The organism is Thiohalorhabdus sp., assembly GCF_046545655.1.
GTDB lineage: Bacteria > Pseudomonadota > Gammaproteobacteria > Thiohalorhabdales > Thiohalorhabdaceae > Thiohalorhabdus.
The window spans coordinates 1-10,962 of sequence record NZ_JBKGZG010000055.1; the positions used below are offsets into that span (position 1 = coordinate 1).

The 10,962-nt window shown below is 71.5% G+C and carries 11 protein-coding genes; 6 read left to right on the forward strand and 5 right to left on the reverse strand.

The genetic code is table 11. From position 1 onward, the window contains the following. The 3 genes from ACLFRB_RS10710 to ACLFRB_RS10720 form a co-directional block, all read right to left on the reverse strand. Nucleotides 1–1,019 (reverse strand): hypothetical protein (locus tag ACLFRB_RS10710; protein WP_411069003.1); only part of this gene is annotated, 1,019 nt, incomplete at its 3' end. Nucleotide 1,020: 1 nt separating this feature from the next. Then, the gene (locus tag ACLFRB_RS10715; protein WP_411069004.1) at nucleotides 1,021–1,809 is read right to left on the reverse strand and encodes an HAD-IA family hydrolase; all 789 of its coding nucleotides are present in this window, start codon (nucleotides 1,807–1,809) and stop codon (nucleotides 1,021–1,023) included. Nucleotides 1,810–1,822: 13 nt separating this feature from the next. Beyond that, nucleotides 1,823–2,809, reverse strand: a complete 987-nt coding sequence (locus tag ACLFRB_RS10720; protein WP_411069005.1) for a calcium/sodium antiporter — start codon at nucleotides 2,807–2,809, stop codon at nucleotides 1,823–1,825. A 155-nt stretch (nucleotides 2,810–2,964) separates the two neighbouring features. Between ACLFRB_RS10720 and ACLFRB_RS10725 the strand changes: the two genes are divergently transcribed. The 3 genes from ACLFRB_RS10725 (at nucleotide 2,965) to ACLFRB_RS10735 (ending at nucleotide 6,061) form a co-directional block, all read left to right on the forward strand. Beyond that, on the forward strand, nucleotides 2,965–3,390 hold the full coding sequence (locus ACLFRB_RS10725; RefSeq protein WP_411069006.1) for a hypothetical protein: 426 nt from the start codon (nucleotides 2,965–2,967) through the stop codon (nucleotides 3,388–3,390). A 175-nt stretch (nucleotides 3,391–3,565) separates the two neighbouring features. Beyond that, a complete protein-coding gene (gene argS, locus ACLFRB_RS10730) occupies nucleotides 3,566–5,311 on the forward strand; it encodes an arginine--tRNA ligase (protein WP_411069007.1) in 1,746 nt (581 codons plus the stop codon). A 6-nt stretch (nucleotides 5,312–5,317) separates the two neighbouring features. Further along, on the forward strand, nucleotides 5,318–6,061 hold the full coding sequence (locus ACLFRB_RS10735) for an SPOR domain-containing protein (protein ID WP_411069008.1): 744 nt from the start codon (nucleotides 5,318–5,320) through the stop codon (nucleotides 6,059–6,061). 84 nt (nucleotides 6,062–6,145) lie between these two features. On the opposite strand, the gene ACLFRB_RS10740 is transcribed toward ACLFRB_RS10735, so the two are convergent. Beyond that, on the reverse strand, nucleotides 6,146–7,192 hold the full coding sequence (locus ACLFRB_RS10740; RefSeq protein ID WP_411069009.1) for a thioredoxin domain-containing protein: 1,047 nt from the start codon (nucleotides 7,190–7,192) through the stop codon (nucleotides 6,146–6,148). Between the two features lie 292 nt (nucleotides 7,193–7,484). Between ACLFRB_RS10740 and hspQ the strand changes: the two genes are divergently transcribed. Beyond that, a complete protein-coding gene (gene hspQ / locus ACLFRB_RS10745) occupies nucleotides 7,485–7,802 on the forward strand; it encodes a heat shock protein HspQ (protein WP_411069010.1) in 318 nt (105 codons plus the stop codon). 17 nt (nucleotides 7,803–7,819) lie between these two features. Further along, nucleotides 7,820–9,628, forward strand: a complete 1,809-nt coding sequence (locus tag ACLFRB_RS10750) for a cation:proton antiporter (RefSeq protein ID WP_411069011.1) — start codon at nucleotides 7,820–7,822, stop codon at nucleotides 9,626–9,628. Nucleotides 9,629–9,639: 11 nt separating this feature from the next. Here ACLFRB_RS10750 and ACLFRB_RS10755 read toward each other — a convergent pair whose 3' ends face one another. Continuing rightward, entirely contained in the window at nucleotides 9,640–10,002 is a 363-nt protein-coding gene (locus ACLFRB_RS10755; protein ID WP_411069012.1) for a PilZ domain-containing protein, read from the reverse strand. 273 nt (nucleotides 10,003–10,275) lie between these two features. On the opposite strand from ACLFRB_RS10755, the gene ACLFRB_RS10760 reads away from it, so the two are divergent. Further along, nucleotides 10,276–10,962: AMP nucleosidase (locus ACLFRB_RS10760; protein ID WP_411069013.1), on the forward strand; the 687-nt coding region annotated here is incomplete at its 3' end.

The window sequence follows — 10,962 nt, forward strand, 5'->3', positions numbered from 1 at the left end:
GGATTGAGCACCCGGTGCAAGCGGCGCCGGGGCAGCCCCGGACGCGGCCGGGCCCGGCCCACGCGGGCCACCAGCTGGGGGTGATCCCGGCCGAGGAGCTCCGCGGTGCGCCGCCGGGCCTCGGGATCGGCGGTGAGCGCCGCCTCCGGCCCCAGCGCCACGCCGGCGTGGGCCAGCTCCAGGCCCAGGCGCTGGTAGGCCCGCCCCGTGGCGAGCCAGTAGCCGGGGCCGTCGCCTTCCGTGGAGAGCGCCAGCAGGGCCGGGGCCTTGCGCAGGCGCCGGGCCGCCTTGCGCCCGGGCCCCAGGAGGCCGGGGGCGCGCAGCATGGCCCCCCGCGCCCCCGCCGCCATCCAGCCCGGCAACCGCCGGCGGTTGGTGAGGGCCATGCCGTCCCGTTCCTGTTCCAGGGCGGCGGCGTCCTTGCGCAGCCACCGCCACAGCTCGCGGCGGAAGGCCCGCCGCCGCCAGCGCCGGGTCACCGCCTCCACGGCGATGGCGATGAGCGGCTCACGCTCCGCCTCGGCCACCCAGTCCAGGCGGACCCCCTCCAGGTCCAGGTTTTCCGCCGCCTGGCGCATGGCCTCGTCCGCCGGGCCGTGCAGGGGACCGTGGGCGGTGCGCCGCACCGCCTGGAGCCCGACCCGCGGGTCCGGCTCGGGCAACGGCCCCGGCTCGGGCAGGTGGATGCGGGCCACGGTGGCCCCCTCTTCCCCCTCGGGGAATTCCTCCACCTCGGGGGCGAAGCCCAGGTCGGCGGCGGCGATCAGGAAGTTCTCCAGGGCCGCGCCCAGGGCCAGGAAGAGGAGCCGCCCCTCGGGATCCGCCTCGCGGAGGCGGCGCTGCTCGTCCCGCTGCAGGTCCACCACCGTCGGGTCCTTGCTGCGGAACCGCCACGGCTGGGTGTTGTAGGGCGAGGGCGCCATGGCGGCCCGCCCCACCAGGTAGTCCAGGCGCCGCTTGGGGTCCGCATCGTGCAGGAGCTGGCGCGGATCGGGAGGCAGGTCGCCCGGCTCCGCCACCTCAGGCCTCCGCCTCGCGGTCGGCCACCCGGCTGGCGAACAGCTCCCGCAGGTAGGCCAGATCCACGGCGCCGTGCTCCGGGAGCGGGGCGCCACCAGCCAGCAGCCGGGCCGCCTCGCTGTCGGGCTCGCCGAGCCGGTCGAAGACCGCCAGGGCCCCGGGGAACTCCCGGTCGCGGGTGTACTCGCTGGTGGTGACGACCACGGGAAGGTCCGCGGCCACCGCCGCCTCCACGCCCGGGGGCGAGTCCTCCACGGCGAGGCATTGCTCCGCCGGCAGCCCCAGCTCCTCCACGGCCTTGTGGTAGGCGTCCGGGGACGGCTTCTTCTCCGCCACCTCGTCGCCGGCCACGATCACCTCGAACCAGTCCGCGGCCTCCGGGGCCAGGGTGTGGGCCAGAAGCTCCATGAGCGGGGCGCGGGTGGTGGTAGTGGCGATGGCCAGGCGTACCCCCGCCTCGCGGGCCTCGCCCAGCAGGCGCAGGATGCCGCTGCGCGGCGGCACCAGGCCGGCGCGGATGCGCTCGGTGTAGATCTCCGCCTTGCGCTCGTGGAGTCCCTTGACCCACTCCCAGTCGGGCTCGGGCTCGCCCTTGTACCGGGTCCAGTAGTGGCGGATGCGCTCCTTGCCGCCGGGCACCGCCAGCAGCTCGCCGTACAGCTCGGGGCTCCAGTGGTCGTCCAGGCCGGCCTCCTCGAAGGCCTGGTTGAAGCCCACCCGGTGGGCGTCGCGCTCGGTCTCCGCCAGCGTGCCGTCCACGTCGAAAATCAGCGCCTTCAGATCGCCCATGCAACGCTCCTGTCTATGCACCACCCCCGCCGAGGGAGGATTGGATCACCCAGAAAACGTAGCCCACGTAGGCCACCACCAGCACGCCGCCCTCCAGGCGGTTGATGCGGTAGCTGCCGCGCGGGCCGTTGATGAACAGGGGCCCCAGGATCAGGGTCAGGCCGATGAGCACCGGCAGGTCGCGCCACACGGCCTCCGGGCCCGCCGGCATGCCGCCGATCATGGCGGGCACGCCCAGCACCAGGAGGATGTTGAGCAGGCAGGAGCCCACCACGTTGCCCACCACCAGGTCGTCCTCCTTCTTGGCCACGGCGGCGAGGCTCGCGGCCAGCTCGGGCAGGCTGGTGCCGAAGGCCACCAGGGTCAGGCCGATCACCAGATCGGAGATGCCCACCGCCTGGGCCATCTCCGCGGCCCCGAACACCAGGCCGCGGCTACCCAGCACCAGCCCGGCCAGCCCCACCAGCAGCCAGAGCACCGCCTTGCCCATCGGCAGGGCCTCCGGAACGTCCTCGGTGACCTCGGCCAGGAAGGGATCGTCCTCGGTGCGCCGGGCGTCCCGGAAGGTCCAGTAGGCGTAGCCGCCCAGGCCGATGGTGAGCAGGAGGCCCTCCAGGGGCTGCAGCCCCTCGTCCATGATCATGGCGCCGAGGAGGATGGTGACCCCCAGCAGCAGGGGGTACTCCCGGCGCAGCACCTGGGAGTGCACGGTGAGCGGCAGCAGCAGCGCCGAGACCCCCAGCACCAGGCCGATGTTGGCGATGTTGCTGCCCACCACGTTGCCGAAGGCCATGGCGGGGGCGCCGGTGAGCTGGGCGGTGAAGTTCACCAGCAGCTCCGGCGCGCTGGTGCCCAGGGAGACCACCGTCAGGCCGATGACCAGGGTGGACACGCCCAGGCTCCGGGCCAGCCCGGCGGCCCCGTGCACGAAGCGCTCGGCCCCCCAGACCAGGAGCAGGAGGCCCACCAGGGCGATGATCAGGTTCAGGAGCATGGGCATCCGCTTCTCCCCTTCTGTGGCGTCGGTCGGTACGGTCCGGGGGCACGGCCTTTCGGATGCCGGTCCTCGGCCCGGGGCCCCTTCCCTAGTACCATGGCGGACCGTCGGCGGGGGAGGATCCCCGCCCCCCGGTTCACCGCAGGAGCCCACCGCCCATGGCCGCATCCGGCTCGCGCAACCTCTGGCTCATTCCCGCCGCCCTGCTGGTGGCGGCGATCCTCCTGCTGATGCTCCTCCAGTACCTGGTGGGCGGGCCGGACCTGCCCGATCCGGGCGGACCGGAGCCGGAGGAGGCCGCCCTGGAGGCCGTGCGCTCCGCCCCGGCGGACCCCTTCCGCTACGGGGGGCGCACCGTCGGCGAGGTCCTCCGCCAGGTGGAACCGCGCACCGGCTGGACCGACTCCGGCTGGTCGGTGCGCGCCGGGGCCGAAGGGCGCTACCGCGTGGAGCGCGTCTACAACCGCGCGGAGGGCGGGGAGCGGGTCTACGCCTTCACCGTGGCCGCGGACCTGGACCAGGTCTGGCCCGCCAACGGCCACGCCCGTGCCCTCATGCACCGCGGACCGCGCTCCGGCTCCTGAGCCCTCCCCCCTTGCCCGACGGCAGAAGGGGGAGAATACCAGGACCGACCCCCCTTTGCCGTCCCCCGGCTTGGGGCCTTCTCCCGGATTCGGTTATCCTATTCCGCCTTGGCACACGCCTCGGGACCGCCCGGTCCCGGACCGTCGCAATCCCCGCCCAGCCACGGAGACCCCTTTGAACGCGCGACTTGTGCAGCTCCTCGAGGCCGCCCTCAAGACCATCCAGGAACAGGGGCTGGTCCCGCCGGACGCGGCGCCGGAGATCCAGGTGGAGCGGCCCCGGGAGGAGGGGCACGGCGACTTCGCCACCAACCTGGCCATGCGCCTGGCCAAGCCCGCCGGCAAGCCGCCCCGGGAGGTGGCCGAGGCCCTGGTGGCGGCCCTGCCCGAGACCGACGAGCTGGAGCGGGTGGAGGTGGCCGGGCCCGGCTTCATCAACTTCCACCTCGCCGAGTGGGTGCTCCAGGCGGTGGTGCCGGAGATCCTGCGGGCGGGCGCCGGCTACGGGCGCGGCGCCGTGGGCAATGGCGAGCGCGTGCAGGTGGAGTTCGTCTCCGCCAACCCCACCGGGCCCCTGCACGTGGGCCACGGCCGCGGGGCCGCCTACGGCGACGCCCTGGCGCGGGTGCTGGAGGCGGCGGGCTACAACGTGGAGCGCGAGTACTACGTCAACGACGCCGGCCGGCAGATGAACATCCTCGCCGCCAGCGTCATGAGCCGCTACCGCGACCTGGTCCAGGGGGCGGAGGGGACCTTTCCGGAGAAGGGCTACCAGGGCCCCTACATCCGGGACATCGCCCGCGAGGTGCGGGAGGAATTCGGGGACGCCCTGGACTGCGGCTTCGCCTACCCCGAGGACGCGGACGACCCGGAACAGGCCATGGACCGCTACATCCGGGAGATCCGGGAGCGCATCGGCGACGAGGCCTTCCAGGCGGTCTCCCGGCGCGCCCTGGAGCACATCCTCGCCGAGATCCGCGCCGATCTGGACGCCTTCGGCGTGGCCTTCGACAGCTGGGCCCACGAGCGGGACGTCGTGGAGCAGGGGGCCGTGGCCAAGGCCCTGGAGCGCCTGCGGGAGAAGGGCCACCTGTACGAGGCCGACGGCGCCACCTGGTTCCGCAGCTCTGAGCTCGGCGACGAGAAGGACCGCGTGGTGATCCGCGCCGACGGCGTGGCCACCTACTTCGCCAACGACATCGGCTACCACTGGGCCAAGTACCGCCGCGGCTACGACCACCTCATCGACATCTGGGGCGCCGACCACCACGGCTACGTGCCGCGGGTGAAGGCGGCCATGCAGGCCCTGGGCCAGGACCCCGAGGGCCTGGAGATCCAGCTGGTGCAGTTCGCCAACCTCTACCGCGGCGCGGAGAAGGTGCCCATGTCCACCCGCTCCGGGCAGTACGTGACCCTGCGCGAGCTGGTGGACGAGGTGGGGCGCGACGCCGCGCGCTTCTTCTACGTGCTGCGCCGCTCCGACCAGCACATGGACTTCGACCTGGAGCTGGCCAAGCGCCACACCGAGGACAACCCGGTCTACTACATCCACTACGCCCACGTGCGCATCCAGAGCATCCGTGCCAAGCTGGAAGAAGCCGGCGAGACCCTGCCCACGGCCGCCGAGCTGGCGGAGGCGGACGTGTCCCGGCTGGTGGAGGAGAAGGAGGGCCGGCTGCTGCGGCGTCTGCAGCGCTACCCGGAGATGGTGGAGGCGGCCGCCCTGAGCCGGGAGCCGCACCGGGTGGCCCGCTACCTCCAGGAGGTGGCGGCGGAGCTGCACACCTTCTACAACTCCCACCGGGTGCTCGTGGACGACCCCGGGCTGCGCCGGGCCCGCCTCGCCCTGGTGGAGGCGGTCCGCCAGGTCCTGGGCAACGGCCTCCACATGCTCGGTGTGGAAGCCCCCGACAGGATGTGATTGCCCATGGCCCGCTCCTCCGGTCGCCGGACCACGAAGAAACGCGGCAAAGGCCGCGGCAGCCGCTCCCGGCGCGGTCAGTCCCGGATCGGCCTCCTGCAGGCCATCCTCTGGTTCCTCGGCGGCATCGGCCTGGGCCTGCTGATCCTGCTGCCCTTCTACCTCCTCAGCGGGAACGGGGAAAGGGAGACCCGGCCCGCCGAGCCACAACGGGAGGCTCCCACCCCGGACCGGGCGCCGGAGCCCGAGGACGTCCCACCGCCGCAGCCCCAGACCGACCCCGCACCGTCCCCCGAGGAGCGCAGCGACCGGGAGGAAGAAGGCTACCGCTTCTACACCCTGTTGCCGCAGATGGAGGTGGAGGTCCCCGAGCAGTCGACCGGCGACCAGCCGGCGGCCGGCGACACGGAGCCCCCCTCCCAAGACACCCAGCGCCCCGATTCCGGGGACGATTCCGGGGACGATTCCGGGGACGATTCGGGAAGCGACCTAGCAAACCTGCCGCAGTCCGATGAGGGCGGCGACTTCCTGGTGCAGGTGGCCTCCTTCCGCGAGTCCGAAGCGGCCGAATCCCTGAAGGCTCGCCTCGCCCTCCTGGAATTCCAGGCCCGGGTCGTGCCGGCCGATGTGGAAAGCCAGGGCACCTGGTATCGAGTGCGGCTGGGCCCCTACGCCGAGCGCGCCGCCGCCGAGACGGTCCGGCGCCGGCTGGCGTCCCAGGGCATCGACGCCCTGGTGCTGCGGCCCTGACCGAATGAAAAAGGGGGGACGTCCTGTCCCCCCTTGATGGTCTACCCGGCGGACCGGAGGGGTCCGCCCTTCACCGCGCCGGGCTCAGGAATCCCCGCCCAGGGCCTCCCGGATCTCCGACTCGGGGAAGCCCTTGAACAGCCGCCCGTCGAAGTACACCGAAGGCACGGAGTGCACCTGCATGCGGTCGGCGAAGTCCTTGTAGCGCTTCAGCCGCTCTTCCCCCTCGCCGGCCGCCACGCATTCCCGCACCGACTTGGACACCTCCACCTCCTGGTTCTCCAGAATGGAATAGACGTCGTCGGTGCTGTTGGGCTGGGTCCCCTGCAAGGCGTCGAACAGGTCGGACTGGCGCTCCGGAGCAGCACAGGCCAGCACCTCCGCCTTGGGCTTTGCGTGCTGGTGCATGTCCAGGGGGAGCCACAGCAGATAGCCGGACAGTTCGTCGCCGTTCTCCTCTACGAGCTCCTCGATTCGCTCCTTGGCCCGTTGGCAGGCGGGGCAGTCGGGGTCGGTGAACATGGCAAAACGCACCTCGGTGTCTCCGGAACCGAACACCGGCTCCAGGCCATCCACCAGCTCCTCCCAGTCCACTTGGCTGCCTGCCCACTCCTGCTCGGCGGCCTCCGTGAGATTGGCGTTGTCGGGCCCGAAGAGCTGCCCCACCACGGCGAAGTCCTCGCCCACATAGGCGGCCACCGGCTGAGCACCGCGCTGGGGCACCTGCACCTCGTACAGGTACTCCCGGACCCCCTCCAAGGGAGTGTCCCGGGATTCCAGGAGCTCCCGCTCGAATTCCGCGGGCAGGCGCTTGTCCATGGCCGCCTCGGCCTTGGCGTCCGCGTCCTCGGAAGGGTCCAGCGGGTACTGCTTGCCCATGAAGGCGTAGTCGGCTTCCTCACGGATGTAGAGCTCCACGGGGATCCAGCCGCGTTCGGACTGGGCCTCGTAGACCACATGCACCCAGCCGGAAACCTCGGCCTCCTCCATGGTCTTCTGGCGGGTCTCGATCTCGGAAGGCAGCAGGTCATCCATCACCCGCAGGGCCCGCTCTTCCACCTCCAGCTCGTCATAGGCCCCGGCCGGACCGGCCAAAAACGTCAGGCCCGCGGCCAATACCAACCATCCCATCCAGCCCCTCGTGCGCAATGGTCTCTCCCTTTGTCCTTGTGCTCTCTGGCCGGTGCCCCGACCGGCCCCATTTCACACCGCCGCGCGGCAGAGCGTCCAGCTTATCAGAAGGTGTAAAGCGCTTGTCCCCACACGCGCATCCGGACACGGTCGGAAGGATCCGCACCTCTGTCAGAGCCCTGAGTGAACCGCGGTCGGGGGAGCCGGCCGGGAAGCGCCCTGTTTGCCCAACTGCAGCCCTTGCCGTAGCGTAGGGATACCCTTTCGGACCCCCACTGGAACCGACCGAGTCATGAGCGACGATTCGCCCCGTTTCCGCGTCGGCCAGCTCGTCCACCATCGCCGCTTCAACTACCGCGGGGTGATCGTGGGCGTGGACCCCGAATTCCGGGGCACCGAGGCCTGGTACCAGCTCATGGCCACCAGCCGCCCGCCGAAGGACCGGCCCTGGTACCAGGTCCTGGTCCACAACGCCGGCCACCGCACCTACGTGGCGGAGCGCAACCTGGAGCCCGACCCCAGCGGCGAGCAGATCGACCATCCGGAGCTGGGGCGGTTCTTCACGGCGTTTTCCGGCGGCCGCTACGTCCCCCGCGAGGAGGAAGACTGATCCCCGCCGCCCCGGCCATGGAGCTCCCCCCCGAGCTGGCCATCATACTGGTGGTGGTCCTGGGCCTGTCGGCCCAGTGGGTCGCCTGGCGCCTCAACCAGCCGGCCCTGGTGCTCATGATCCTCGCCGGCCTGCTCGCCGGGCCGGTGCTCGGCCTCATCGACCCCGACCGGCTCCTCGGCCCGCTGCTGACGCCCATCGTGGGCTTGGCGGTGGCCGTGATCCTCTTCGAGGACGCCTTCAGCTTCCAGCTCCACGAGGTGCGCCACACCGCCCGGGGCGTGCTGCGGCTCGTCTCCCTGGGCGTGGCGCTCACCTGGGGCCTGGCCGCCGTGGCGGCCCACTTCCTGGCCGGCCTGACCTGGCCGGTGGCGGCCGCCCTGGGCGCCATCCTGGTCACCACCGGCCCCACCGTGGTGGGCCCCCTGCTGCGGCAGGCCCGCCTGCAGATGCGTCCCGCCTCCTTCCTCAAGTGGGAAGGGATCATCAACGACCCCATCGGCGCCCTGCTGGCCATCCTCACCTTCGAGTACCTCCTCCTGTTCGGCGACGACAGCGCGGTCCTGGTGCTGGCCGAGGGCATGGCCCTCGCCGTCGGCACGGCCGCCGTCCTCGGCGGGGGCGGCGGCTACCTGCTCGGGCGCGTGCTCGCCCGCGGCTGGATGCCGGAGTTCCTCAAGGCCCCGGGCATGCTGGGGGCGGTGCTGCTGGTCTACGCGGTGGCCAACCTGTTCCAGGAGGAGGCCGGCCTCCTGGCCACCACCGTGATGGGGGTGGTGATGGCCAACATGGGGCTGGCCAGCACCCTGGAACTGCGGCGCTTCAAGGGGCAGGTGGTGGTTTTCCTGGTCTCGGGGCTGTTCGTGCTCCTAACGGCGAACCTGGACCTGGAGACCCTGCGGCTTCTGGGGGTGGGGGACGCGCTCTTCGTGGCGGCCATGATCCTGGGGGTCCGGCCGGCGGCGGTGCTGCTCGCCACCATCCGCGCCCCCATGACCTGGCGGGAACGCCTGTTCGTGGCCTTCGTCGGCCCGCGGGGCATCGTCACCGCGGCCATGGCGGGGATCGTGGGGCCGGCCCTGGCGGGCGCCGGCTACGAGGACGCCCGCCAGATCCTGCCCCTGGTCTTCACCGTGATCCTGGCCGCGGCTCTCTTCCACGGCTTCACCATCAACTGGCTGGCCCGGCGGCTGGACCTGGTCGCCTCCCGCCGGGACGGCGTGCTCATCGTGGGGGCCACCGGCTGGACCGTGCGGCTGGCAACCCTTCTGCAGGAGCTGGAGGTGCCCGTGCTGCTGGCGGACAGCTCCTGGAGCCGGCTGCGCCCGGCGCGCATGGCCGGAGTTCCCACCCAGTCCGGGGAGCTGCTCTCGGACCTCGGCCAGCAGCGGCTGGACCTTACCGGCATGGGCTACCTGCTGGCGGCCACCGACAACGACGCCTACAACGCCCTGCTGTGCACCCAGCTGTCCCCGGATCTGGGCCGGGGGAATGTCTTCCAGCTGGCCCCGGGACGGGATGCGGCGAGCGATGCGCAGGCCTTCAGCCTGCCCTTCCGGGGCCAGATCGCCTTCAGCGAGGAGACCACCCACGAGCGGATGATGGAGCGCCACTACCTGGGGTGGACCTTCCAGAAGACCCGCCTGACCGAGGAGTTCACCTACGAGGACTTCCTCGAGGGCTGCCCCATCAGCGCGGAGGTCCTACTCCTGGTGCGGGAGGACGGCCGGGTGGTCTTCCATTCCCCCGAGCAGCCCCTGGAGCCGGCCACCGGGGACACCCTCGTCTGCTACCGTCCGGCCTCCAGGGACCTCGCGGGGGAGTAGGCCCCCGGGGCTCACAGGAAGATGGAATAGCACGCCCCGGCCTCCCGGACCTCGCCATCCGCCCTCGGGGCACGGTCCAGGAGCTCGCCCAGGGTGTCCACGTCCGCGCCATCCACGCCCGTGAAACGCACTCCCATGCACCCGTCGTCGCAGTGGGCCACCCGCCCGGGCAGGCGCAGGTAGGCGTCGTCGCCCGCGGGCAGGGACAGGTCCACCTCCACGGTGCTGCCCGGCTCCAGCCCCAGGGGCCCGCAGTACAGCCGCGCCCCCTCCAGGCTCATGTCCAGGGTGGAACAGAACGCCACGGGCAGGCCCCGGTGGCGAACCAGGACGTTCAGATGCACGGGACGGCGCTGGAGGCCACGTTTCTCCACGACCGCTTCCTCCTTCCAATTTCCGGGTTGGGTGCATGCGTCTGGAAGGCCCGGAGGCAAACCGCCTCCCCCTTTTTGCTCCCATCCACAATCGAAAACGGGATTCTTGCCCGAAGGGCGGACACAGGATATCGGGTTGATCGGCCGGGAAAATCCGGGTTTTCCCTTACCCCTTCAGCCCCCCCACGACTCCGGCACCCGCCGGATTGCTCCGCGCTTTCGGACAGGCCTAGGCTGATCCGCAAGAGCCCCGCACCGACCCCCGGAGTCCCCATGCCGGACCGCCTGGCCATCGCACGGGACTGGCTGCCCCGCTACACCGGCATGCCTCTGGACCGGTTCGGGGAGCATGTCCTGCTCACCAACTTCTACAGCTACGTAGAGGCGTTCGCGGAGGAGTTCGGCGCCCCGATCCACGGCACGGACCGCCCCATGCAGGCGGCCTCCAACGACCGGGGCCTGACCATCATCAACTTCGGTATCGGGACCGCCAACGCCGCCACCATCATGGATCTGCTCATCGCCCGGCAGCCGCGGGGCGTGCTGTTCCTTGGCAAATGCGGGGGCCTCAAGGAGTCCACCGAGATCGGCCATTTCATCCTGCCCATCGCCGCCATCCGCGGCGAGGGCACCAGCGACGACTACTTCCCGCCCCGGGTGCCGGCCCTGCCCTCCTTCAAGCTGCACAAGCTGGTCTCCGAGAAGATCCTGAACCGCGGCCACGACTACCGCACGGGCGTGGTGTACACCACCAATCGGCGGATGTGGGAGCACGACGACCAGTTCGTCCGCCAGCTGGAAGGGATGACCCCGATTGCCGTGGATATGGAGACCGCCACACTGTTCGTTGTCGGCCACGCCAACGAGATCGCCCGGGGCGCGCTGCTGCTGGTTTCGGACCTGCCGCTCACCCCCGACGGCATCAAGACCGAGGCCTCGGACCGGGCGGTAACCAGCCGG

Bases quoted from the DNA above. Each gene is read 5' to 3' on its own strand.
- ACLFRB_RS10715 (WP_411069004.1), bottom strand. From the start codon at position 1,809: ATGGGCGATCTGAAGGCGCTGATTTTCGACGTGGACGGCACGCTGGCG.
- ACLFRB_RS10720 (WP_411069005.1), bottom strand. From the start codon at position 2,809: ATGCCCATGCTCCTGAACCTGATCATCGCCCTGGTGGGCCTCCTGCTC.
- ACLFRB_RS10725 (WP_411069006.1), top strand. From the start codon at position 2,965: ATGGCCGCATCCGGCTCGCGCAACCTCTGGCTCATTCCCGCCGCCCTG.
- ACLFRB_RS10735 (WP_411069008.1), top strand. From the start codon at position 5,318: ATGGCCCGCTCCTCCGGTCGCCGGACCACGAAGAAACGCGGCAAAGGC.
- ACLFRB_RS10740 (WP_411069009.1), bottom strand. From the start codon at position 7,192: ATGGGATGGTTGGTATTGGCCGCGGGCCTGACGTTTTTGGCCGGTCCG.
- hspQ (WP_411069010.1), top strand. From the start codon at position 7,485: ATGAGCGACGATTCGCCCCGTTTCCGCGTCGGCCAGCTCGTCCACCAT.
- ACLFRB_RS10750 (WP_411069011.1), top strand. From the start codon at position 7,820: ATGGAGCTCCCCCCCGAGCTGGCCATCATACTGGTGGTGGTCCTGGGC.